17 protein-coding genes are annotated in these 23,494 nt (G+C 60.4%); 4 read left to right on the forward strand and 13 right to left on the reverse strand.

Going from position 1 to position 23,494, the window contains the following annotated elements:
• Positions 1 to 4: 4 nt before the first annotated feature.
• Positions 5 to 2,242, reverse strand: a complete 2,238-nt coding sequence (locus ACFOSS_RS14245; protein WP_377153663.1) for an ABC transporter permease subunit — start codon at positions 2,240 to 2,242, stop codon at positions 5 to 7.
• Positions 2,243 to 2,506: 264 nt separating this feature from the next.
• On the opposite strand from ACFOSS_RS14245, the gene ppk1 reads away from it, so the two are divergent.
• Positions 2,507 to 4,582 carry a polyphosphate kinase 1 gene (gene ppk1 / locus ACFOSS_RS14250; protein ID WP_377153666.1) on the forward strand — a complete coding sequence of 692 codons (2,076 nt, stop codon included), beginning with the start codon at positions 2,507 to 2,509 and terminating at the stop codon, positions 4,580 to 4,582.
• On the forward strand, positions 4,572 to 6,074 hold the full coding sequence (ppx, locus tag ACFOSS_RS14255) for an exopolyphosphatase (RefSeq protein WP_377153669.1): 1,503 nt from the start codon (positions 4,572 to 4,574) through the stop codon (positions 6,072 to 6,074). Before ppk1 ends, ppx begins: the two co-directional genes overlap by 11 nt.
• Here ppx and tadA read toward each other — a convergent pair.
• From tadA to ACFOSS_RS14270, 3 genes are all read right to left on the reverse strand, one after another.
• Entirely contained in the window at positions 6,056 to 6,592 is a 537-nt protein-coding gene (gene tadA / locus ACFOSS_RS14260) for a tRNA adenosine(34) deaminase TadA (protein ID WP_377153671.1), read from the reverse strand. The genes ppx and tadA overlap by 19 nt on opposite strands.
• 74 nt (positions 6,593 to 6,666) lie before the next feature.
• Positions 6,667 to 9,096, reverse strand: coding sequence for a formate C-acetyltransferase/glycerol dehydratase family glycyl radical enzyme (locus ACFOSS_RS14265; RefSeq protein ID WP_377153954.1), 2,430 nt, complete (start codon positions 9,094 to 9,096; stop codon positions 6,667 to 6,669).
• On the reverse strand, positions 9,096 to 10,016 hold the full coding sequence (locus tag ACFOSS_RS14270; RefSeq protein WP_377153674.1) for a glycyl-radical enzyme activating protein: 921 nt from the start codon (positions 10,014 to 10,016) through the stop codon (positions 9,096 to 9,098). Before ACFOSS_RS14270 ends, ACFOSS_RS14265 begins: the two co-directional genes overlap by 1 nt.
• Positions 10,017 to 10,153: 137 nt before the next feature.
• On the opposite strand from ACFOSS_RS14270, the gene fsa reads away from it, so the two are divergent.
• Positions 10,154 to 10,807: a fructose-6-phosphate aldolase gene (fsa, locus tag ACFOSS_RS14275; protein WP_377153677.1), complete on the forward strand. Its 654-nt coding sequence runs from the start codon at positions 10,154 to 10,156 to the stop codon at positions 10,805 to 10,807.
• 79 nt (positions 10,808 to 10,886) lie between these two features.
• Here the strand turns inward: fsa and ACFOSS_RS14280 are convergent, their stop codons facing one another.
• The 6 genes from ACFOSS_RS14280 to ACFOSS_RS14305 all read right to left on the reverse strand — a co-directional run bounded on the left by ACFOSS_RS14280 (position 10,887) and on the right by ACFOSS_RS14305 (position 20,064).
• Complete coding sequence (locus ACFOSS_RS14280; protein WP_377153680.1) at positions 10,887 to 11,855, reverse strand: PstS family phosphate ABC transporter substrate-binding protein; 969 nt, start codon at positions 11,853 to 11,855, stop codon at positions 10,887 to 10,889.
• A 548-nt stretch (positions 11,856 to 12,403) separates the two neighbouring features.
• Entirely contained in the window at positions 12,404 to 13,717 is a 1,314-nt protein-coding gene (gene phoR, locus ACFOSS_RS14285) for a phosphate regulon sensor histidine kinase PhoR (protein WP_377153683.1), read from the reverse strand.
• A gap of 9 nt (positions 13,718 to 13,726) precedes the next feature.
• A complete protein-coding gene (gene phoB / locus ACFOSS_RS14290; protein ID WP_377153686.1) occupies positions 13,727 to 14,416 on the reverse strand; it encodes a phosphate regulon transcriptional regulator PhoB in 690 nt (229 codons plus the stop codon).
• A gap of 101 nt (positions 14,417 to 14,517) precedes the next feature.
• Positions 14,518 to 18,279: an AAA family ATPase gene (locus ACFOSS_RS14295; protein ID WP_377153689.1), complete on the reverse strand. Its 3,762-nt coding sequence runs from the start codon at positions 18,277 to 18,279 to the stop codon at positions 14,518 to 14,520.
• The gene (locus tag ACFOSS_RS14300) at positions 18,276 to 19,511 is read right to left on the reverse strand and encodes an exonuclease SbcCD subunit D (RefSeq protein ID WP_377153692.1); all 1,236 of its coding nucleotides are present in this window, start codon (positions 19,509 to 19,511) and stop codon (positions 18,276 to 18,278) included. Before ACFOSS_RS14300 ends, ACFOSS_RS14295 begins: the two co-directional genes overlap by 4 nt.
• A 73-nt stretch (positions 19,512 to 19,584) precedes the next feature.
• Positions 19,585 to 20,064 carry a GNAT family N-acetyltransferase gene (locus tag ACFOSS_RS14305; RefSeq protein WP_377153695.1) on the reverse strand — a complete coding sequence of 160 codons (480 nt, stop codon included), beginning with the start codon at positions 20,062 to 20,064 and terminating at the stop codon, positions 19,585 to 19,587.
• Between the two features lie 162 nt (positions 20,065 to 20,226).
• On the opposite strand from ACFOSS_RS14305, the gene rdgC reads away from it, so the two are divergent.
• The gene (rdgC, locus tag ACFOSS_RS14310; protein WP_377153698.1) at positions 20,227 to 21,135 is read left to right on the forward strand and encodes a recombination-associated protein RdgC; all 909 of its coding nucleotides are present in this window, start codon (positions 20,227 to 20,229) and stop codon (positions 21,133 to 21,135) included.
• Positions 21,136 to 21,316: 181 nt separating this feature from the next.
• Here rdgC and ACFOSS_RS14315 read toward each other — a convergent pair whose 3' ends face one another.
• The 3 genes from ACFOSS_RS14315 to ACFOSS_RS14325 all read right to left on the reverse strand — a co-directional run bounded on the left by ACFOSS_RS14315 (position 21,317) and on the right by ACFOSS_RS14325 (position 23,474).
• Entirely contained in the window at positions 21,317 to 21,898 is a 582-nt protein-coding gene (locus ACFOSS_RS14315) for a hypothetical protein (protein ID WP_377153701.1), read from the reverse strand.
• Between the two features lie 79 nt (positions 21,899 to 21,977).
• A complete protein-coding gene (locus ACFOSS_RS14320; protein WP_377153704.1) occupies positions 21,978 to 22,499 on the reverse strand; it encodes a GNAT family N-acetyltransferase in 522 nt (173 codons plus the stop codon).
• A gap of 57 nt (positions 22,500 to 22,556) precedes the next feature.
• Positions 22,557 to 23,474, reverse strand: coding sequence for a DUF2971 domain-containing protein (locus ACFOSS_RS14325; protein ID WP_377153707.1), 918 nt, complete (start codon positions 23,472 to 23,474; stop codon positions 22,557 to 22,559).
• Between the last annotated feature and the right edge of the window lie 20 nt (positions 23,475 to 23,494).

The following is a 23,494-nucleotide window of genomic DNA, read 5'->3' on the forward strand; positions in this document are numbered from 1 at the left end:
CCCGTTACAGGGAGCTGTACTTCTCACGCAGACGCTGACGGACAAATTCGGCCAGGCTGTTGAAGACAAAGGTGAAGACGAACAGCACGAACGCGGCAAGGAACAGCACGCGGTAGTGGGAACTGCCCACTTCCGACTCCGGCATCTCCACCGCAATGTTCGCAGCCAGTGTTCGCAAGCCCTGGAAGATACTCATGTCCATCACAGGCGTGTTGCCGGTAGCCATCAGTACGATCATGGTTTCGCCCACGGCACGACCCAGGCCCATCATCACCGCCGAGAAGATCCCCGGGCTGGCGGTCAGAATCACCACCCGGCTCAGGGTCTGCCACGGCGTGGCACCCAGTGCCAGCGAGCCCTGGGTCAGGTGCTTGGGCACCGAGAACACGGCGTCTTCGGCAATCGAGAAGATGGTCGGAATCACCGCAAAGCCCATCGCGATGCCCACCACCAGGGAGTTGCGCTGGTCAAAACGCATGCCGAGCACATTGGTGATGTAACCGCGGGCATTGCCGCCAAATAACCAGCCTTCCAGCAGCGGGCTGCTGCTCAGGCAGATCCAGGAGACCAGCAGCAACACCGGCACCAGCAGCAGCGCCTGCCACCCTTCCGGCACCCGCTCCTTGATGCGTGCCGGCAGCAGGTGCCAGCCAAATGCGGCCACCAGCATCGACAACGGCAACGCCAGCAACATCAGGAACACACCGGGCAGGTGTTGCTCGATCATCGGCGCCAGCCACAGACCGGCGAGGAAGCCGAGGATAACGGTTGGCAGTGCCGCCATGATTTCCACTGTCGGCTTGACCACCTTGCGCATACCGGGCGACATGAAGTAGCCGGCAAAAATGGCGCCTGCAACCGCGATGGGAACCGCGAACAGCATGGCGTAAGCGGCCGCTTTCAGGGTACCGAATGCCAGCGGCACCAGGCTCAGCTTGGCCTCAAAGTCATCGGAGGCCGAGGTGGATTGCCAGACAAACTGGGGCTCCGGGTAACCTTCGTACCAGACCTTGTGCCACAGTGCAGACCAGGTCACTTCCGGATGTTCGTTCTTGACGTCGAAGAAGTAGAAGCGATCGCCACGCTCGACCAGCAAGGCATTGTTGCGCGGTGACAGCACCAGCTCATCCAGCTCGCCCTGACCAATGGTCTCGGAGAGCAGACGCGTCTCACCGGTGGCATGGAACAGGTCAACCTGATTTTGCCCGGACAACGCGATGAAGCCCTTGCGGCTGTGCTCGACCGCCAGTTGGCGTACCGGGCCGCTGGCCTTGAAGTCGCGAATGTGGCTGAACTCGCGCTGACCATCACGCACAACTTCAAACCATTGCGAAATGACGCCGTTGTCGTTGGCCACCAGCAGCGAGGAGGCACCGCTGAGCAGTGCCAGTTCGGTGACATTGCCGCCCTTGGCATTGATCTGCAGCGCCGAACGCAACTGGATGTCATCCAGATTCTGGATGTTGTAGATCGACAGCAGGTTACCGACCCGCGCCAGCAGGTAGCGCAGATCCGGTGTCAGCAGCAGCTGGTCGACGTGACCGGTCAGCGACGGGATACCATAGCTCTTGTCCTGCCACTCCACCTCGCCGGAGAGGAAGTTCTCCTCGCCCTCGCGCACCGTCAGCTGGGTGTGACCATCACTGGTGGTGACGGCAAACACCACACGCGAACTGCTGGCCTCATACGCCAGTTGTTCAATCGCCCGTCCCTGCTGATCCAGCACTAACGGCTGTTCGCCCTGCGGGTACTTGAGGATCGGCTGGGTGACGCGCTTGCCATCCGGATAGCTGGTTTCAAATTCCGGCTGAATGACCAACGCAGTCCCATCCGCCAGGCCGTACGCCACCTGACGCTTGCCCATCGAGGTCGTCGTCACACTGGTGACCTGCCCGGGGATCTGGAACTGCTTGAGTGCCGTACCGACCGGCACACCGGTCTTGTCGCTGAGTGCAAAGAAGTCGATGACCCCCTGAGCATTGACGCGGTAGCCAATCTGGTTTTGATCATCGATGCCGAGCAGCGCTGTCTTGCCACTCACCGGCAAACTGATCTCGGCCTCCTGCGTGATGCGGGCCGATTCGAAGATCGGTTTTACGACATACAGCAGGTAAAAGAAAATAAGCAACAGTGCCACCAGCACGAGGATCCCCCCGGCGGTGACACCGTATCTGGCTAGTTTGTCCTTCAGCCGCCGCTTGCGGCTGCCGGACATCGTCACACTGACGGTTTCGGTTGACATCAAAAAACCTCATTGGTTTCGGGCATGCTGCGCATTGTATGTCGATTAGATGACAGTTTTGTTACACGCCGGGCGTTAAACCACGCTGCGGGAAAAGTGCCGCACCAACCCCAATTGCGCCAGCGCAAAATTGACGGCCATTCACGTTGGCAGCGATGCCATAAATATGTCATGTTATTGACATATAAGGGCCTACGCAGCGTCACATCGGCTGGTCACGCTGCAACCATGTTAGCCGCCCTGCAGTGTATTCCCGAGGTATGAATGAGTAGTGACAATCTGTGGGTTGAAAAAGAGCTGAGCTGGCTCTCGTTCAACGAGCGTGTGTTGCAAGAGGCGATGGACAAGAGCGTCCCGCTGATTGAACGGGTGCGGTTTCTGGGGATCTTCTCCAACAACCAGGATGAATTCTTCAAGGTCCGCGTCGCCGACGTCAAACGCCGGGTGCTGATTCATAAGGAGCATGGCGGCGATCCGGAAGCCGAAGAGCTGCTGCACGCCATTCAGGAGAAGGTCAAACTGCTCGGCGAGACCTTCGATGCCACCTACCGCGAGCTGATGCTGTCGCTGGCGCGCCACAACATCTTTCTAATCAATGAAAACCAGATTTCCGCCGGCCATCAGGCCTGGATCAAGAAGTACTTCAAAGACAAGGTGCTGCGTCATATCAGTCCGATCCTGCTGACCGAAAACAGCGACCCTATCGCCTTCCTCAAAGACCAGTACACCTATCTGGCCGTCAAGATGAAGAAACACGGGCGGCCGATCCAGTACGCGTTGATCGAAGTGCCAACCGATTACCTGCCACGCTTCGTCCCCATGCCACCAGATGAAGGCAACAAGCGTCGCAAGGCACTGATTATTTTGGACAACATTATCCGCTTCTGCCTGGATGACATCTTCAGCGGTTTCTTCGATTACGACGAGATCGCCGCCTACTCGGTGAAGATGACCCGCGATGCCGAATACGACCTGTCGGCCCAGTTCAACCGCAGTCTGCTGGAGAACATGAGTGAGGGGCTCAAGCAGCGCCTGAAGGCGATGCCGGTACGGTTTGCCTATGACCGCGAAACGCCGCAGAGCATGGTGACCTTTCTGACCTCGAAGCTGAAGATGAGTTTCTATGACTCCATCATGCCCGGTGGCCGTTACCACAACTTCAAGGACTTCATCGGTTTCCCGAACGTCGGTCGCAGCTATCTGGAAAACCCCAAGATCTCCGCCCTTAACTGCAGCGACTTTGATCGGCACCAGACGCTGTTCCAGGCCATCGCCGAACGCGACATCCTGCTCTATTACCCGTATCACAAGTTCCAATACTTCACCGAGCTGCTGCGCCAGGCGTCGTTTGATCCGGCCGTCACCTCGATCAAGATCAACATCTACCGCGTCGCCAGCCAGAGCCGGGTAATCGACTCATTGATCGATGCGGCCAACAACGGCAAACGTGTCACCGTGGTGGTTGAACTGCAGGCGCGCTTCGATGAAGCCGCCAATATTCAGTGGGCCAACCGTCTGACCGAGGCCGGGGTCAAGGTCCTGTTCGGTGTGCCCAGCCTGAAGATTCACTCCAAGTTGTGCCTGATTACCCGGCATGAGCAAGGCGAGACGGTGCGTTACGCCCATATCGGTACCGGTAACTTCAACGAAAAAACCGCCAAGATCTACACCGACTTCGCGCTGTTTACCCGCAATCAGGAGATCACCTCCGAAGTCGATAACGTCTTCGAGTTCATCGAGCATCCCTACCAGCGCTTCAAGTTCAATCACCTGCTGGTGTCGCCCATCAACTCGCGGCGTAACCTCTACAGCCTGATCGACAATGAAATCAATACTGCCAAAGCCGGTGGCGATGCGCGCATCACGCTGAAAATCAACAATCTGGTCGATAAGGGCATGGTCAGCCGCCTGTATGCCGCCAGCCAGGCCGGGGTCAAGATCCGCATGATCATCCGCGGCATGTGTTCGCTGATTCCGGGTCTGCCCGGCATCAGCGATAACATCGAGGTGATCAGCATTGTCGACCGCTATCTGGAGCATCCGCGCGTCATGGTGTTCCACAACGGTGGCCAGCAGAAGGTCTATATTTCATCGGCCGACTGGATGACCCGCAACCTCGATTTCCGCATCGAAGTTGGCACGCCTATCTATGACGAGACGCTGCGACAACGCATCCTCGACATCATCGAAATGCAATTTAGCGACACCACCAAGGCGCGGGTGATCGATGCCGAGCAGAGCAATCGCTACGTGGCGCGCGGCAATCGCCGCAAGCTGCGCTCGCAGATCGCCATTCACGACTATCTCAAGCAACTGGAACAGAAAAACCATGCCGAATAATCTGCTGGCCGCCATCGACCTTGGCTCCAACAGTTTCCATCTGGTCATCGCCCGTATCCTCGACGGGCGCTTGCAGATTGTTGATCGACTCAAGGATCGGGTACGTCTGGCCGAAGGCATGGATGACAACCGCTGCCTGAGTGAAGAGGCAATGCGACGCGGCCTGGACTGCCTGTCGCTGTTTGCCGAGCGCCTCAGTGGCCTGCAGCCGGATGCGATCCGCATCAGTGGTACCTATACGTTGCGCGTTGCCAGCAATGCACCGGAGTTCCTGCGCCGTGCCCGCGAGATTCTGCACCATCCGATCGAGATCATCTCCGGACAGGAAGAGGCTCGCCTGATCTATCAGGGCGTGGCCCATACCCAACACACTGAAGGGCGCATACTGGTGATCGACATCGGCGGTGGCAGCACTGAGCTGATCATCGGCGAGCAATTTACGCCCCAGGTACTGACCAGCCGCAAGATGGGCTGTGTCACCTTCAATAAGCAATTCTTTGCCAATGGCAAGCTGAACGAGAAAAACTTCGCCGCCGCCGTGCTCGAAGGCTTGCACCAGCTGGAACCGATTCTGACCCAGTATCAGTCGCTGGGTTGGGATACCTGCCTCGGCAGCTCCGGCACCATCAAGTCGATGCGCGAACTGCTGCTGGCGCAGGGGCTGGACGGTGAACTCACCCTGCCCCGCCTGGAGCAGCTCAAACAGCAGATGATCGCACAAAAACGGATTGACGCGCTGGCGCTGCCGGGGCTCACCGACGACCGGCGTCCATTGATCGCATCCGGGCTGGCGGTGCTGCTGGCGCTGTTCCAGGGGCTCGGTATCGAACGCATGGAGTACTCGGACGGCGCACTGCGCGAAGGGCTGCTCTACTCGTTTGAACAACGGGACTCCGGGCAGGATATCCGCGCCCGCACCGCCTTTGGCGTCGCCGAGCTGTACCACATCGACAAGGCGCAGGCCGCGCGGGTCGAGGCAACGGCCGGCCAGCTGTTTGATCAGGTCGCCGCAGACTGGCAATTGCTGGAAGAGGGATACCGGCCACTGTTGTGCTGGGCAGCCATGCTGCATGAGACCGGACTGGCCATTAACTACACCTCGGTACAACGCCATTCGGCCTACATTCTGGAAAACTCGGATCTGCCCGGCTTCAACCAGGAAGAGCAGCAGGTGCTGGCGACCCTGGTGCGCTTTCATCGCAAGGCAATCAAGAAAGGCGAGTTCAACAGTGTGCTGAACTATCCGGACTGGCAACTGTGGAGACTGATCCGCATCCTGCGCCTGGCCGTGGCCCTGCATCACCGTCGCCTTGACCACCTGTTGCCCGAACTGTCACTGCAGGCCAGTGACGAGACCCTCACCCTGACGTTACCCGCAGCCTGGTGCGAACAGAATCGGCTGTTGATGCAGAACCTGGAACGTGAACAGGGCTATGGACAGAATATGGGCTGGCAACTGCTGCTACAGACGGCTCATTCCGACGCCGACTGACTACGGGCTGCCAATCTGGCAGCCTTTTTTTCGGCCCGACGCCGGGCAAAAAAGGCACTGAGCTGTTGGCTGCATGCATCGGCCAGCACACCCGCTGTTACGGCGACCTGATGGTTGTGGCGCGGATCGTTGAGCAACGCGAACACAGAGCGCACGGCCCCCGTCTTCAGATCGGAGGCTCCGTACACCAGCCGGCCAATACGGGCATGCACCAGGGCACCGGCACACATGACGCAGGGCTCCAGCGTCACATACAGGGTGGTCTCCAGCAGGCGGTAATTCTGGCGGCGAATACCAGCCTGACGTAACGCCATGACTTCGGCATGAGCCGTGGCATCATGCTGACAGATCGACAGGTTCCAGCCTTCGGCCAGGACCTCGCCGTCCGCCACCAGCACGGCACCTACCGGGACTTCGCCGGCAGCTTCGGCTCGGGCGGCCAACGCCAGGGCGTGACGCATCCAACGCTCGTCCTCTGGCTGTGCCGGGTGTTGCAAATCGGCTGTTTCTGGCTGCATATCTCCTCCGTCAGGGGCGCTATTATGCCCGAGCTTTCCCCTGACGGCGACCTTGAACCGCGTACGCTAGCCCATCACAACTGATGCTCGGTGCGGTTGATGATGTCATCCTGCGCCTCGGGCGACAGCGCGGTGAAGAAGGCCGAATAGCCCGCCACCCGCACCACCAGATCGCGATACTGCTCCGGATGGGCCTTGGCTGCCAGCAACGTCTGCCGCGAGACGATGTTGTACTGTACGTGCCAGCCCCGATGAACCTCGAAGAAGGTGCGCAACAGCAGCATCAGCTTGCCACGATCGGCGCTATTCTCCAGTGCCGCCGGGTTGAGCTTCTGATTCAACAGCACGCCACCGAGGATCTGCGCCGTCGGCAACTTGCCGAGGGAGTTAAACACTGCAGTGGGCCCGAGGGCGTCGGTACCAGAAGCGGGACTGGCCCCTTCGGCCAGCGGGGTCGTGGCCCTGCGACCATCCGGCGTGGCCATGGTAGCGGCGCCAAACGGTACATTCGCCGAGATGGACGACGTGCCCGCGTAATAGCCTCCGCCGATCGGGCCGCGGCCAAAACGTGTATTGTGAAAGTGTGCCAGCTCATCGATATAACTCTGATACGCCCGCACCAGCAGGGCATCCACCTCATCATCATCATTGCCGTATTTGGGGACCGCATTCAGCAGACGCTGACGTAACTGCTCGCCCTCGATACCGGCAAAGTCATTGGCCAGTGCCGCTGCCAGCTCAGGCTGGCTGACCCGCGACTGCGCAAACACCAGCTCACGTACCGCGGCCAGGCTATTCCCCAGATTGGCGATGCCCACCTGCAACCCGGAGACCCAATCGTAAACGGCACCCCCCTCCTTCACCGTCTTGCCGCGTTCGATACAGTCATCCACCAACGCCGAACACAGCAGATCCTGGGCCCGCTCTTCAAGCACTGAATCCACCACGCAGTCGATCTCGATGGATTTACGCGTGAAATAGCGCACCTGCCGATCCCACGCCGCCAGCACTTCATCAAACGAGGCAAAGTTCCCCAGCGACAACCCTTGCGCCTGCGGCAGAAAGACCTGGCCTGTGCTGGCATCCCGTCCCTGCTCCAGTGCGGCCAGCAAGATGCGGGCGAAGTTGATGAAGCTCATGCCGGTACAACGGTAGCCCCATTTCCCCGGCACTGCGGTCTCGATACAACCGATGGCCGCATAGTCGTAAGCGTCCTCGGTCTTGACCCCGAGGCGAATAAACTCGGGGATCACAATCTCGTCATTGTTGAAGGCCGGCATGCCAAAACCACAGCGAATCACCTGTACACAAGCATCGAGGAACGCCTCGCTGAGGCCGGCATGGTAACGCACCGACAAATTGGGCTGGGTCGATTTGAGCCGGCCACAGGACTCGAGAATGGCATAGGACAGGCCATTGGTAGCATCCACCGCTCTGCCCGCCTCCAGCCTCTGGCCGCCAATGGTCACATTCTGATACAGCGGACTGCCGGCCGAGGCCTTGGAGTGGCTGCCAGAGCGGATCTTGCTCACCTCCAGCAACTTTAACCAGCAGCACTGCAGCAGCTCCAGCGCCTGTTCACGCGGCAGCGCACCCTGCTCGACATCACGTTGATACCAGGGGTAGAGATACTGATCCAGGCGTCCGAATGACACCGAATGGCCGTTCGACTCTATCTGCAAAATCAGCTGGATGAAGTAACACAGTTGCAGCGCCTGCCAGAAACTATGGGGTGGCTGACTGGCGATACAGCGGCAGTTGCTGGCGATCTGCCGCAGCTCGTCAGCCCGCCAGGGGCGCGCCTCCTGTGCCGCCATCTGCTCGGCCAGCCGGGCATAGCGCAGTATGTAGTCCGAGGTGGCTTCCAGCACCAGCGCCACGCCCTTGAGGAACTGCTCCCGCTTCAGGTCGGCCCAGTCAGCCAGATCCAGACGTGCACGGCGGGCGGCAACCTTGTCGCGCAGACCATCCAGCCCCAAGGTCAGGACAGTGTGAAAATCCACCGCCAGATGACCATCGCCCGAGGTCATGTTGCCCTCGGCCTTGATGATGCCGGAGGCCAGCAGAGCCTGCTGTTCAGCGGTGAACAGGCCGTAACAGTGCTCCTGCACCGTCTGTCCATGCCAGAACGGGCAGATCTCGGCGATCACCTGCTTGTCCTGCTCGCTGACCTCAAAGCCGGCACCGGGCCGCTCGCCCAGCTCATGCAGCTCCTTCTCAATCCAGCCGACCGTGTATTCGGGGAAGATCGGTGCCGCCCGTACTGCCGAGGCCAGGTTGCCCACCAGCAGCTCATCGTGCTTGATCCAGATCTGTTTGCTGCGCAAGTGATGGGCCAGCGCCAGCGCACGGCGCACCACCACGGGTTTGTCCGCATGCTGACGGTAGATGTCGGTATAGGCACGGGCACGTTCGGTACAGACCGGGGGTTTGGTCAGGTGGATCAACGCCTCCTTATGGGCGCGGATGCGGGGGGTCAACGTGGTCAGATCGAGTGTCGTCATCATGCTTGTCCTCTTAATACGGCGTGCAAGCCGCGCGCGCGCGCCTGCAGTTGGGCCTGGCTCAGCAGTGCCTCATCGTCCAGCGGCTGCCCCGGTGCCCGGTACTCCTCGCCCAGCAGCTGGTACTTGTGCTGTCCCAAGGTGTGATACGGCAGCAGGTGCACCTCGCGGGCCGAGGTCTGTTCGACGATGAAATCAAACAGCCGGCACAGGGTGGCCAGATCGGCATTGAAGCCCGGAATCAGCGGGATGCGGATGATCAGCGGTACGGCGCAGTGCTTCAGGCGACGAAAGTTATCCAGTACCTGTTCCACCCGGCCGCCGGTCCAGTGCAGGAACGGCTCGGCATCCAGATGCTTCAAGTCGGCCAGCAACAGGTCGAGATGCGGCAATGCCGGGGCGATATAGTGCCAGGGCACATGCAGGCAACTCTCGACCGCGGTTGAAATCGACTCTGCCTGCGCCGCCTGCAGCAGGGCAGCGGTAAACTCCGGCTGCATGAACGGCTCACCGCCGGAGAGTGTCAGGCCACCACCGGAGCGCTGGTAAAACGGCAGATCGCGCTTGACCTGCGCCAGCACCGTCGCGAGGCTCTGCGTTTCGCCGACGACACTGAGCGCGCCGCTGGGACACAGGGAGCGCAGCGTCTCCAGTGCCGGGCGGTCCTGCTCGCAACGAGATAGACAGCGTTGCCCGGCGGCATCGCTAACCAGACACAAACCGGCCTGCTGGCAGAGCTGGCATCCAGTCAGACACAAGCGGGAGTCAAACAGCAGATCCGGCTGGCGGCGCCGGCTTTCGGGGTTTTGACACCAACGGCACGCCAGGCTGCACCCCTTGAGGAACACCACAGTGCGTATCCCGGGGCCATCATGGGTGGAGTAACGTTGCAGATTGAACGTCATACCTGTCTGCATCATCGCACCTGCTATCGGTAATACGGGCTTCGAATTTGATAATGAAACTTTCATGCGAAAGCATCATTGATCTAAATCAACCTGATGCAAATTTGAGCGCGCTATAGTGGGGATATCAGCCACATGACGAGGAATGCATAATGGAACTCTATCTGGACACCGCCAACCTGACTGCGATCGAGCGCTTGTCCCGACAATTCCCGCTGCAAGGGGTGACCACCAACCCAAGCATAGTCGCGGCGGCAGGCAAACCGCTGGCGCAATTACTGCCGGCGATCCGCGAGCTGGTCGGCCCCCGCGCCCGTCTGTTTGCACAAGTGCTGGCCGAACGTGCCGACGAGATGGTGGCCGAGGCCCAGGCACTACGTCAGCTGGACCCGGATCTGGTCATCAAAGTGCCGGTCTGTGGTGAAGGGCTGGCGGCGATCAAGCGCCTGAGCCTGCTGGAGATCCCGAGCCTCGGCACCGCTGTCTATACCCCGATGCAGGGCTTGCTGGCGGCACTGGCCGGGGCGTCCTATGTCGCCCCGTATGTCAATCGCATCGATGCGCAAGGAGGCAGTGGCCTCGTTGCCGTCCGCGAGCTGCAGCAACTGTTGACACTGCATGCGCCCCACTGCCAGGTGCTGGCCGCCAGCTTCAAGACGCCGCGTCAGGCGCTCGACTGCCTGCTGACCGGCGCCAGTGCCATTACCCTGCCGGTGGACGTGACCGATCAGTTGATCCACTCCCCGGCCGTCGATGCAGCCCTGGCGAAGTTCCGCCTCGACTGGCAGCAGGCTTTTGGCGCCTGACGCGCCGCAGTCACCGCGATGTGCAAAGCAAAAAGCCAGTCCTGACGACTGGCTTTTTATGCTGTTCAGCTGCGCCTGATTACTTGGCCAGCAGCTCCAGATCCTTCTTCACCACGGCAGACGGCAACGGAATGTAGCCATCCTTCTCGGCAATTTCCTGACCAGACTTGGACAGAACCAGCTTGACGAATTCCATGGTCATCGGGTCCAGCGGCTTGTTCGGCTGCTTGTTGACGTAGATGTACAGGTAACGTGACAGCGGATACGTGCCCTTGATGGCGTTGTCATGGGTCGGCTCGACGAAGGTCTTACCACCATCCTTGGACAGCGGCAGCGCCTTGACGCCAGAGGTCACATAGCCGATACCGGAGTAGCCGATGCCGTTCAGGGAGGCAGAAACCGACTGCACTACAGAGGCAGAACCCGGTTGTTCGTTGACGGTGTTCTTGAAGTCACCCTTACACAGGGCATGCTCCTTGAAGTAACCGTAGGTGCCGGAGACGGAGTTACGGCCAAACAGCTGGATGTCCTTGGACTCCCAATCACCGGTCAGGCCCAGATCACCCCAGGTGCTGACGTTGATGGTGCCACCGCACTTCATGGTGCTGGAGAAAACGGTATCCAGTTGCAGCATGGTCAGACCCTTGATCGGGTTGTCCTTGTGCACGAAGACAGCCAGGGCATCGATAGCCACCGGAATAGCGGTCGGCTTGTAACCGTAGCGCTTCTCGAACGCTTCGATTTCACCTTCCTTCATCTTGCGGCTCATCGGGCCGAGTTGGGCAGTGCCTTCGGTCAGAGCGGGTGGCGCAGTTGAGGAGCCGGCAGCCTGGATCTGGATGTTGACGTTCGGGTAGACACGTTTGAACTCTTCGGCCCACAGGGTCATCATGTTGGCCAGGGTGTCGGAACCAACAGAAGACAGGTTGCCGGAGATGCCGGCGACTTTTTCGTACTCGTGCAGGTCAGCATCCACTGCTGCCCAGGTATTAGCTGACAGGACGGCCGCGGCCAGACCCATTACGCTTACCAGCTTGTTGAATTTCATCCACTTTCTCCACTTAGAACGGATTGTGTCTCTCAGACGGGAGCCAGTATTGCCGGCTGACATGACGAATTTAATAAACTTAGATGACAGTTATGTGACAGCAAGGGCATCACTTTGATTTGTTTACCACCTGGTTCGGGACCCCGTGTCCGGCCCTGCCACATCCTGTTCTGAGAGCCTGTTCTGACACACAGACGATCTGCGCCGAGGCCGCCACCCAGCGCTAGCGCTCGCTGTTTCACGACGCAAGCGAGATAAGGTGAGCGGAATAAACGAAGTAAGTGGAATAAGCGGAATAAGCGGAATAAGCGGAATAAGCGGAATAAGTGGAATAAGTGGAATAAGCGAAGTAAGCGAAGTAAGCGAAGTAAGCGAAGTAAGCGAAGTAAGCGAAGTAAGCGAAGTAAGCGAAGTAAGCAGAATAAAAACAGAAGAGGGCGCGTTGGCCCCCTCTTCTGTTGACGCTGGATCCGGCGTGCAACCTTGTCGTTGCGCTCGCATGCCGCGGGAGCACGTCGGTGCTCAGCGGACGAATCACCACAAGCTAGCTAGCCGGCTGCCACGGCCTCACGCACCAACAGGGATGCCGGAATGGTGAAGCTGAAGCAACTGCCCTTGCCGGGCTGGCTCTCGACCTCCAGCTGACAATCATGGTGGCTCAGGGCATGCTTGACGATGGCCAGGCCAAGACCGGCACCGCCCGTCTGCCGTGAGCGCGCCTTGTCAACGCGGTAGAAGCGCTCGGTCAGCTTGTCCAGATGCTCCTTGGCAATCCCCTCGCCCTCATCCTGCACCGAGAAGCGGGCCCTGGCCCCCTCGCGCTGCCACCGCACCTGAATCCGTTTGCCAGGTGGTGTGTACTTGATGGCGTTGTTCACCAGATTGGTCAAGGCGCTGCGTAACTGCTCGCGGTCACCGTAGATCCGCAGCCCGGTATCGACACTGAACTCGATGCGGTGCGCCGCACTGCCACTGAGTGCCCGCGCCTCGTGCTCCAGCAGGTTCAGCATCGCCGGCACATCCACCACCTGATTGCGATCGATGTCGGTCGCCGCCTCGATGCGCGACAGCGTCAGCAACTGATTGACCAAGGTATCCATGCGCAGCGTCTGTTCGAGCATGACCCCGTGCATCTTGTGCCACATCGGCGCCGGCGGCAGATCTTCGGCCATCTCCAGATAGCCCTTGAGCACCGTCAGCGGCGTGCGCAACTCGTGAGAGACATTCGCCACGAAGTTTTTGCGCATCGCATCCAGGCTGCGCAGATGGGTCACATCGCGCACCACTATCATGGTCTGATCCTCGGTGTAGGGCATGATGCGAAACTCGAGGATCCGCTCTTCGTTGACCGGCGAGACAATCTCCAGCGGCTGGCTGAAGTCCGCCTGCTTGAGATAACCGACAAACGCCGGATTCCGGATCAGGTTACTGATGTTCTGCCCGGCATCCTCCGGCCAACGAAAACCGAGCAGTTGCCCGGCGAGCCGGTTACACCAGACGATGCTGCCGTCATTACGGCAGACAACGGCGGCGTCCGGCAGTGCCTCGGCCCCTTCGCGGAAACGCCGGATCACACCCGCCAGCTCGCGGCGCCGGGCGCGGTGCCGTTGCTGCAGGCGGTAGATGCCATTGAAGATCAGCTCCCAGGTGCCCGGCCCTTGCGGCGGCACCAGGCTGCGATCCTTCCACAACCAGTCGGCCAGTTTTTTCTGGTAGTAATAGAGCCACAACAGATGGAAAACCGCCGACGCCAGCAGCGCCTCGGCCCAGAAACCGGTCAGCAGACCAACCAGCAGTGCAGGGGAATAAATCAGATACAGACTACGTCTGATCATCTTCCCCCAGGAGTAGGGTTCCAGCATGACGCTCCTTTAGAGTCGGGTCGAGAAGCGGTAGCCTGAGCCACGCACCGTCTGGATCAGCGCATCATGGCCCGACTCGGCGATAGCCTTGCGCAGGCGCCGGATGTGCACATCCACCGTTCTGTCTTCGACATAGACGTTTGTACCCCAGACATTGTTCAGCAGCTGTTCGCGGCTGTAAACCCGTTCCGGGTGCGTCATGAAGAAATGTAGCAAGCGGAACTCGGTGGGTCCCATATCCAGTGCCTGCTCGTTGGCCGTAACCCGGTGTGACACCGGATCCAGACGCAAGCCCTGCACCTCGATCATCTCCTCGGTAGAGGTCGGCACGGCACGACGGATCACCGCCTTCAACCGCGCCGTCAGCTCCTTGGGCGAGAACGGCTTTGTGATGTAGTCATCGGCACCGGCCTCCAGGCCGCGGACCTTGTCCTCCTCCTCGCCCCGCGCCGTCAGCATGATCACCGGGATCTGCCGCGTCATCTCATCCTGCTTGAGCTGCTTGATGAACTGAATGCCGGTGCCCCCGGGCAACATCCAGTCCAGCAGGATCAGATCCGGAAACGGCTCGGCCACCTTGGCCAGTCCCTGTTCGAAATCGGCCGCCTCGACAGGCTCGAACCCCTTCTGCTCCAGCACGAAACACAACATTTCGCGGATCGGGGTTTCATCTTCTACAACCAACACTCTTCTTGACATGGTAAAAGCCTTCTAAAAGACGCTCCTTGTTTTCGCTAGCGTCATTATTAGAACTTTTTATGACACTTTTATGATAATCGCTCCATCAATGACGGCACACCTTAATCGGGTAACCGAATCCGTGACTCGCCGCCCCCCCGCGCCTCAACCTGAACCTGCACGCCGATGCGCTCCACCAGCGCCGGCACGTGGGAGATGATCCCGATCTGCCGCCCCTCGGCTTGCAGCGAGTCCAGGCAGGCAATGGCCACATCCAGGCTCTCCGGATCCAGGGTGCCGAACCCTTCGTCGATAAACAGCGATTCGATACGGGTCTCGCGCCCCGACAGCGAGGCCAACCCCAACGCCAGCGCCAGCGAGACCAGAAAACTCTCGCCCCCGGAGAGGGATTCAACGGCACGGATCTCATCGCCCATGTCACGATCCAGCACCTGCAGCGCCAGATCGCTGCCTGGTACCCGCAGCAGCTGGTAACGCGGCGCCAGCTCGCGCAGGTGCGCGTTGGCCTCCAGCAACAGGCGCTCGAGTGTCAGCCCCTGGGCGAAGCTGCGGAACTTGGCCCCGCTGGCCGAGCCAATCAGCTCACCAAGCTGCTCCCAGCGCTCACTGCTCTGCTGCTGTTCGAGATAGCGCTGCTGCAGGCTCTGATACTGCGCCTGCCGCTCCTCGCCCTGCTTTAGACGGTGTCGAGTCTCGAACAGTTGGCTTTCCAGCTGCTGTGACTGGGCCTGCACCTGCTCTACCCAGCTGCTGACCAGCCCATCTGCGGTGTGCGCCTCGGCCGGCAGCCGCGCCAGTTGCTGCTGTCCCTGACTCTCATGCAGCGCCAGCGCCTGTTGCCGCTCGGCCAGACGGACGCGCGCCTGTTCGCGCTCCGCCGCCAGGGCGTGCAGGCGTTGACGCTCCTGCTGAATCCAGTCGCTGCTGTAGCTCAACAGACGGTGGAGTTCGTACTCGGGGATCTCCAGCTGCTGCTCATGCCGCAACCAGCTGCGCAGCGCCTCGCGCCGCTGCTGCTGCACCTGTTGCTGCCGCTGGCGCAGCCCCTCCAGCGCCGCCTGCGCGGCGGCCTTCTGCTCGGCCAGGGTCTGCAGCTGGCGCTGCTGCTGGGCCAGCAGATCGCGCAACTGCTCCTGGCGCAGCCGCCAGTCACGTTCGACATCGGCGACCTGGCGCCCGCCAAGGCAGGACTCGCGCCGGTGTTGCAGATCGGCTTTTTGCGTCTGCAAATTCTGGCGCAGGACCGTCAGTTGCTGCCACTCGCGCTCCAGCTGCTGCAGTTGCGCCTGTTGCGCCGCCAGCTCCGGCTCGGCCTGCAGGATCTGCTGGCGCAAGCGCTGCCACTGCTCCTCCTGCTGCAAGAAGAACTCGCACTCCTGCTGCCACAGCGTGATCGCCTGTTCGCCGTCCGCCCGCTCCAGCCAGACACGCCATTGGCTGTCGCCGAGGCGTTCATCCAGCAGTTGTGCCGTCATCTGCAGTCGCTCCTGCAAATGGCCCATCTGCTGCTGCAGCGACTGCTCCTGGGTCTGCAACTCGGTCAGCTGGCGCAGCAACTCCTGCAGGTGCCGCTCCAGCGTCAAGGCCTGTTGCTGGGCGGCCGCCACCTGCTGCCGCAGTTGCTGTAACCGGACCTGAGCGGCACGCGCTCGATCCCACGCCTCTGCCGCCAGCGCCCAGGCCTGTTGCGTCTGCTGCAACGCCAGCGTCAGCTCGGCCATCACCGCCAGCCAGCCATCCGGCTGCTCCGGCCATGCCGGCCAGTGGCTGTCACCGTCACTCAGCTGCTGCCAGCGCGCTGTCAGCTGCGCCCGTTGTTGATGGCACTGCACCAGCTGGTGCTGCAACTGCACAGCGTTGTCCGCCAGTTGCTGACGGTGTGCCTGCAGTTGACCCCAAGTCTGTTCGCGCTGTTGCAGGTGCTGCTGCAAGAAGCGGTGCTGTTCACCGAGCCGCGCCAGCAGCTCGATCACTTCAGGCCCCTGTTCCTGCCACGGATGGTCCAGTGAACCGCACAGCGGACAGGGGTGCTCGGGTTTGAGCTGGGCCCGGTGCTGCTGCAGGCTCTGGCGCACATGGGCCTGCTGCCATGCCTCGGTGGAGGCCACCAGCTGGGCGCGCAGCGTCTCCAGCTCAGGCGCTAACTGCTGCAGCTGGCTGTCGAGCTCATGCTCGCGCAACGCCAACCCCTCGTGACGCAGCCTCAGCTCCTGACTCTGCCGCTCCAGCAGGCTGGCCTGCTCGGCCAGATCGCGCAGCATCTGCCCCCGCTCTGCGCGTCGCTGGCAGTGCGCCAGCTGCTGCTGGGCCTCATCCAGACGCTCGGGCGGGCACTCCTGCTCCAGTTGCACCTGCAATTGTTGCAGTTGCTGCCACTCTTCCCGTGCCGCGACATGACCGGCATTCATCTGCTGCTGCAGCAGTTGCTTGTCCTGCAGCAGCGTCTGCAATTCATGTTGCTGCCGGCGCCAGGTACGGAGCCGCGCCTGCCCCTGCCAGGCTTCACGCAGGCTGGCCAGCAGCGGTTGCCATTGTCTGGCTGCCGCGGCGCCCTGCTGATGGCGCTCCAGCCATTGGCCGAGCTCGGTGGCCTCGCGTTGGCGTTGTTGTTGCTGTTGCTGCCCGGCCTGCACCTGGCTGCCGAGGCGCTGCCGCTGTGCCTCCAGCTCCTGTTGCCGTGGCAGCTGTTCCCGCCACTGACGCTCCCACGCCTGCAGCAAGGCATCCAGCTCACGCGCCTCATTGAGTTCGGGCTGCAAGGTCCGCATCTCGCCTTCCAGCTGGCGCGACTGCTGCTCCAGCAGCGTCAATTGCTGCTGGCTCTGTTGCTCCGAGCCCTGTGCCGTCTCCAGGCGCTGTAACGCAGCACCGCTGGACTGCTCCAGCTCCTGCAGCTCCAGCTGGGTGCGCGCCAGTTCATCAAACACCGGCCTGGCCACCTGGGCACGTTCAATCTGTTGCAGTTGCAGCCGATCCGGCGCCGCCGCCTGATAGCGTGCCTCCTCGGCCTCGAAGGCCGCTCGCGCATCGTGCAGATGGCGCGCCAGCTCATGCCCCTGTTGTTGCCAGTGCTGCCACTGGGTGATCGCCTGCTGCCAGCCCTTGAACTCGCTCAACTGGCTGGTCAGCTGCTGCAGTTGTTGCTCCAGCACGCTCTGGCCGGCTTCGCCTTCGGGCTGCAACTCCGCCAACTGGGCCGCCAGCTGGGCCAACGCCTGCTTCTCGTCACGGGCGCGTTCGAACGCCGCCACCGACAGCTCGGAGTAGAGTGCCGTGCCGGTCATGCGTTCCAACAACGCCGAGCGCTCATCGCTGCCGGCCTTCAAGAAGGCGGCAAAGTCGCCCTGCGGCAGGATCACGGCGCGCCGGAACTGTTCCCAGTTCAGCCCCACCAGCTGGTCGATGCGCTCTTGCAGATCGCGTTTGTTACCGGCGTGCAGCTCGGGCGCCGACAGGCACTCCAGACTGCGCTCCTGTTTCTGGTAACGACCATCGGTGCGGTTGCGGGCACGACGCAACTGCCAGCGCGCCCGCCACAACTGGCCATCGCTGGCACGAAAATCCACCTCGGCATAACCGGCAGCCTGACCGCGGCTGAGAATGTGGCGCACATCGTTGGCCTTCAGGCGGTCGGCGTCCTCGGCGCGGCCGATCTCCGGCTGGAATTTGCGGTTCGGCGTAAAGCGCGCCATCTGGTCATACAAGGCCAGGCAGATGGCATCCAGCAAGGTGCTCTTGCCCGCTCCTGTGTTGCCGGTAATGGCAAACAGCCCGCTCTGGCCGAGCCGGCCAGAGGAAAAATCAATCTCGAACGCCTGGGTCAGGCTGGCAAGGTTTTCGCCACGCAGGGCCAGAATTCTCATTGTTCGGCTTCCTGAATCTGGTGTAACAGTGCATCGAACGCCTGTTGCAGCGGCACCGGGGGCTCGGCCGCAAACTGGCGTTGATAACAGAGGGTGAAGACCTGTTCCGGTGTCAGCTCTTCCAGCTGCCGTCCGCGGGCCTGCTCGGCGAGGCTCTCGCCACGCCCCGGGTATTCGGTGCTGATACGCGCCAGCCGCACCGGTTTACCCGCCAGGGCGGCGATGATGCGTTCGCGCAACCGCGGCTCCGGTTGCTCCAGCGCCACCCGCACCTCGACAAACGGCCGCGCCTGCGGATCGCACGCCGGCAGCTCCAGCTCGCGCAGCAGCCGCTCCACCTCGGGCAACGGCTGTGCCTGACTCGGCAGACGCAACATCTCCACCGCCCTTGGCACCTTATGCCGCTGGCTGATGCGCACACCGTCGCCATCCACCTCCAGCTCCAGTACCTGATGCCGGTAGTGGGCCTCGGCCAGCGACAACGGCAATGGCGAACCGCTGTAATGAATCTGCTCGCCCAGGCTCTGCGCCAGGTGCAGGTGCCCCAGCGCCACGTAATCGGCCCCGGCAAACAGATCCGCCGGTAGCGCATGCTGGTTGCCGCCGAGGATCTTGCGCTCCGACAGCGCCGACAGCTCGCCGCGCGCCAGATAGGCATGGCCGAGGGCGATGATCGGCTGCGACGGCTGGCGTCGCGCTTCGATGGCGGCCAGCACCTGACGGTAGATGGCGCGCACCCCGGCCACCAGCCGGTCCTCGTCGCCCTCTGCACACTCATCCAGACGCAGATCGGCGCTGCGCAGATAGGGCACGGCGGCGCACCAGGCCGCCACTTGTCCCTGCCGGTCAGTCAGCGGCACGATCAACCGTTCCACCTCCAGCGCCCCGTCGGCATCCCGGCTGACAGCCCCCACCAGGTGCAGCTCGAACGCCTTGAGCAGCTCGTGCGGCGCATCCAGCCGCGATGGCGAATCGTGGTTGCCACCGATGGCCACCACATTCAGGTGCGGAAATGCCCGCAGCAGTTGTGCCAGGAACGAATAGAAGCGCTGCCAGCTGGCCGCGGAGGGGTTGGCGGTATCAAACAGATCGCCGGCAATCAGCAGGCCATCGATCTCGCGTTCACGAATCAGCTGGCTCAGCCAGTCGAGGAAACAGTGATGCTCATAACTGCGATCATGACCATGCAACTGATGGCCCAGATGCCAGTCGGCGGTATGTAACAGTCTCATAGGGATTCCGCATCGACAGGAGGGGCGGCATTGCCTCATCCAGCAGCCAAGATGGCGGTTTATAACGGATTTTTCAAGGTTGGTGGTATTCCATCAGATACTCGTCACACGGCGAATCCGCCTGCCGGAACTCACGGCTGACCCGAAAGCCATGCCGGCGATAAAACTGCACCGCCTCGGTATTCAAGGCGCAGACCCGCAGCGTCAGATGGGCATGGTATTGCTGGGCCAGTCCGATCAGCGTGGCGCCGAGCCCCTGCTGCTGCCACTCCGGGTGCACATACAGCGCCAGCAGCTCGTCGCCGTCGATAGCCATGAAGCCCACCACCTGCTGTGGCTGGCTGGCAGCCCCCTTGAGTGTGCAGGCCAGCACGGCCTCGTTCTGCGACTCCACCACCCAGATATCCTGACACTGTTGCAGTTGCAGGCGCATCGCCTCCTGGCGCGGCCACCAGGCTGCCGCCGGCAGAAAATCATGGGCATGCAGCGTGGCCTGCAGCCAGATCTCCAGCAGTTGGGGCATGTCTTCGGCAACACAGCGACGGATCAGCATGGCCTCTCTCCTCTTCTTGTTTCGAGTGTAAGAGGCGCATATCGCCACAAAGTGACACCGCGGGGAGCCTGTGAGCCATCTCCGTTTTTTTCCACCGAAATGCCGTCAGCATCACATCTCTGGTAGACTAGCGCGACTTTTTCTCCGGTTGCCGAGGACAGCATGTGGTTTAAGAACCTGCAAATCTACCGATTCACCCGCCCGTTTGAACAAGATGCCGACGCGCTGGAAAAGCTGCTCGACGGCATGGCGTTCACGCCGTGTGGCAGCCAGGACATCAGCAAATTCGGATGGGTTGCACCGCTGGGTCGCGGCACCCAGGCCCTGGTGCATGAAGCCGCCGGCCAGCTGCTGCTGTGCGCGCGCAAGGAAGAAAAGATGCTGCCGAGCAGCGTGGTCAAGGACATGCTCGACGAGAAGGTCGAGGCGCTGGAGGCCGAACAGGGCCGGGCGTTGAAGAAGAAAGAGAAGGAGGCGCTGAAGGAGGAGATCCTGGTCACCCTGCTGCCGCGCGCCTTCACCCGCCACAGCCAGACCTTTTTGTGGATCAACCCGGCCGATGGCTATGTCGCGGTGGATGCCGGCTCGGTGAAGAAGGCCGACGATGTGCTGGCGCTGCTGCGCAAGAGCATCGGCTCGCTGCCGGTGGTGCCGCTGGCGCTGAAGAACCCGCCGGAGATCACCATGACCGAATGGCTCAACGGCACCACGCCGCCGGCCGGTTTCACCCTCGGTGATGAGGTGGAGCTGCGCAGTGCGCTGGAGCACGGCGGCATCATCCGCGCCAAGGAGCAGGATCTGCTGAGCGAAGAGATGAAGGCGCACCTGCTGGCCGACAAGCTGGTGACCAAGCTGGCGCTGGAGTGGGCCGAGACCGTCAGCTTCGTGCTCGGCGACGACATGGCCATCAAGCGGCTGAAATTCAGTGAAGAGCTGCGCGAGCAGAACGACGACATCGTCTCCGAGGAGCGCAACGCGCGCCTGGATGCCGACTTCGCACTGATGACCGGTGAACTGGCGCGCTTCATCCCCGATCTGATTGCCGCACTCGGCGGCGAAAACGAGCAATAACCCGCTCCGCTCCGGGCGCCCGCTGGCGGTGCCCCGCCGACCCCAAAACACGAGACCGCCAGCATGGCGGTCTCTTTTTACCTCGTTATCTCTGCGCCGGCAGGCCAGCCACCGTCACACGCTGCACGGCGGCGGCAACCGGCACCGGCCAGACGCGGCGGCGCCCATACACCAGCCAACCTCATGGCCCCGTCTGCGCTTGGTTGACCGCTGTCGGCTCGGGATCCACGCAGCGGCCATCGATACAGTTGACGACATGGCGCGGCGCCCGCTGCAGCCCCTGCTGCCAGACCTCGTGCTCGCTGTCGGCAAACGGCGTGAACAACCACTCCCACACCGAGGTACGGCGCTCGACCCAAATATCATGGGCATAGATGACGCTCTGGCCGTCGCGCTGCAGCCGGTACACCAGCCGCACGCCTTCCGGGATCGACACCGGCAGCAGCCCCAGCGTCAACCCCGACGCCAGCAGCGGATTGCCACAGCCGCCGGAAAACTGCAGGTTCGCATCGCGCAGCGTGACCGCCGCCTGCGGCGCGGTGCGATACAGTGTTGTCTGTTGCAACAGCGCGCTCGCCTTGGCATCTGCCGACGGCACCAGCTGCACCGTCTCCGGATACGCCTGCGGCGGTCGGTCGGCCATCTCGTCCACCAGATAGTAATTGCTGGTACAGCCCGCCAGCAGCCACGCCGCCACTGCGGCACAATACCCTTGCGCCCTCATCGGCCGACGCCCTCGGCTTGGGGTTACAGCGCTGGTCATCCGTGCGCCCTCCTCTTTTTGTGCATCACACACCACCCTGACGCTGCAGAAATACGATTTGCCGAGCTTGGCGGCCCAGCTACGGGCGGCAGTCAATCCAATAGCGCGCCAACGGATTGGGATAGACCTGGCCGATGACAATGGATTCAAACTCGCCGCCGTTGGCTTCAATGACGCGCCGTGACGCGACATTATCCTCATCCGCCACCAGCAAGGCTCGGGCGATGCCCAATTCTGCCGCCAGCGGCAGAACCAGACGCAGCATGACTGTGCCGTAACCAAGCCGCCGCCATGCAGGCGCAATGTCATAGCCAATGTGCCCCGCCTCGCGCGCCAGAAACGGATTATCAATATGGTGCCGCACGCGAATTGCACCAATTAGAGACTGTTCAGTATCCCGCAACCAGAAATGCGAACAGGGCACATAACCTGCGGGTAAGTTTATTCCCAACGCCTCATCATTTAACTGCTGCACATAGGCCGGAAAATCCATTATCCCCGGCCGATAATATTCAGCATTCTCGGCATCGTGCTGGGCAAAATCGGCATAAAAACGCGCAAATGCCGCCGCATACGCCAGTGATGGCACCACCAATTCCATATTGTCTCCCTAATAGCACCTAGGTTGGAATGAACAACATGAAGCCCAACCTGCTCGCTATATTTTACAAAAATCAAGACTAAAGAGTGTCTCACTTGGTTTTGCACGAAACACTTTAATGTTCTTGTTGTTTATTTTTGTCATTAATGATGTTACATCCTGCTCAATGAATCGGCAGCCCAAATAAACAGCCGTTACAGAATCCTCTGGCATCTTAAACAAAAGCATTGTCGATGGGTCTTTTAAAAAGCCATAATAAAAGTCATAAATAACAGCCTGGCTTTCAGTTAATTCCTTCTCTTCACAATCATCAGTGGACGAGCCATCAGCAAAACAATCATCAAGTAATTTGATATATTTTGCATTTAACCTGATAGTGACCGTCCCTTTTTCAACGCAAGCACATTCCTTCGTAAATAACCTCTTATAATCACCAGAATAAAACTCATGCAGAGATTTATATAGCATTGCATTGACAACCAGCTTGTCCGCATGGATAAGGTGCGCTAACACCCTATGCTCTTTCTCATAAAGCCAGTCATCACTTTTCGTCAAAAGAAAATCCTTTAAACAAACATCCTCGAGTAATGAGGAACAACGTTCTCTATTATATAAGACTCGTGCAATGGAGCTCTCCATTGAGAAACGATTATTAAAATATGCCTCCAGCTTCCTATAATCAAACTCAACAACAACACCTTTATGCTGATCAGCATAGTGTGACCACATCAATAAATTATTATGATTTTCAGTGAATGAAATAACTCCGACATCATTAAATTTCAGATCAGACGAAAATCTATTTAACTCCCTATTAAAAGTCTCATCTTTACGAAGAGCAACGAATTGCTCTCCCAAATCAAAAGCTGGATTAAACTCAAAAGGATCGTTTAAAACGCCGCGCTGGCTAGCCCTCAAATAAAAGCCATCGAAAAATTCAGGGCGCCAAGCCATGTACTTGTATATTTTATTCATTCAAAACATCAATCAATATA

The sequence above is a fragment of the Pseudaeromonas sharmana genome (genome assembly GCF_042649925.1).
Lineage (GTDB): Bacteria > Pseudomonadota > Gammaproteobacteria > Enterobacterales > Aeromonadaceae > Pseudaeromonas > Pseudaeromonas sharmana.

Excerpts from the sequence above, each read along its gene's own strand:
- ACFOSS_RS14245 (WP_377153663.1), bottom strand. The coding sequence starts at position 2,242 with ATGTCAACCGAAACCGTCAGTGTGACGATGTCCGGCAGCCGCAAGCGG.
- ppk1 (WP_377153666.1), top strand. The coding sequence starts at position 2,507 with ATGAGTAGTGACAATCTGTGGGTTGAAAAAGAGCTGAGCTGGCTCTCG.
- ppx (WP_377153669.1), top strand. The coding sequence starts at position 4,572 with ATGCCGAATAATCTGCTGGCCGCCATCGACCTTGGCTCCAACAGTTTC.
- tadA (WP_377153671.1), bottom strand. The coding sequence starts at position 6,592 with ATGCAGCCAGAAACAGCCGATTTGCAACACCCGGCACAGCCAGAGGAC.
- ACFOSS_RS14265 (WP_377153954.1), bottom strand. The coding sequence starts at position 9,096 with ATGACGACACTCGATCTGACCACGTTGACCCCCCGCATCCGCGCCCAT.
- ACFOSS_RS14270 (WP_377153674.1), bottom strand. The coding sequence starts at position 10,016 with ATGATGCAGACAGGTATGACGTTCAATCTGCAACGTTACTCCACCCAT.
- fsa (WP_377153677.1), top strand. The coding sequence starts at position 10,154 with ATGGAACTCTATCTGGACACCGCCAACCTGACTGCGATCGAGCGCTTG.
- ACFOSS_RS14280 (WP_377153680.1), bottom strand. The coding sequence starts at position 11,855 with ATGAAATTCAACAAGCTGGTAAGCGTAATGGGTCTGGCCGCGGCCGTC.
- phoR (WP_377153683.1), bottom strand. The coding sequence starts at position 13,717 with ATGCTGGAACCCTACTCCTGGGGGAAGATGATCAGACGTAGTCTGTAT.
- phoB (WP_377153686.1), bottom strand. The coding sequence starts at position 14,416 with ATGTCAAGAAGAGTGTTGGTTGTAGAAGATGAAACCCCGATCCGCGAA.
- ACFOSS_RS14295 (WP_377153689.1), bottom strand. The coding sequence starts at position 18,279 with ATGAGAATTCTGGCCCTGCGTGGCGAAAACCTTGCCAGCCTGACCCAG.
- ACFOSS_RS14300 (WP_377153692.1), bottom strand. The coding sequence starts at position 19,511 with ATGAGACTGTTACATACCGCCGACTGGCATCTGGGCCATCAGTTGCAT.
- ACFOSS_RS14305 (WP_377153695.1), bottom strand. The coding sequence starts at position 20,064 with ATGCTGATCCGTCGCTGTGTTGCCGAAGACATGCCCCAACTGCTGGAG.
- rdgC (WP_377153698.1), top strand. The coding sequence starts at position 20,227 with ATGTGGTTTAAGAACCTGCAAATCTACCGATTCACCCGCCCGTTTGAA.
- ACFOSS_RS14315 (WP_377153701.1), bottom strand. The coding sequence starts at position 21,898 with ATGACCAGCGCTGTAACCCCAAGCCGAGGGCGTCGGCCGATGAGGGCG.
- ACFOSS_RS14320 (WP_377153704.1), bottom strand. The coding sequence starts at position 22,499 with ATGGAATTGGTGGTGCCATCACTGGCGTATGCGGCGGCATTTGCGCGT.
- ACFOSS_RS14325 (WP_377153707.1), bottom strand. The coding sequence starts at position 23,474 with ATGAATAAAATATACAAGTACATGGCTTGGCGCCCTGAATTTTTCGAT.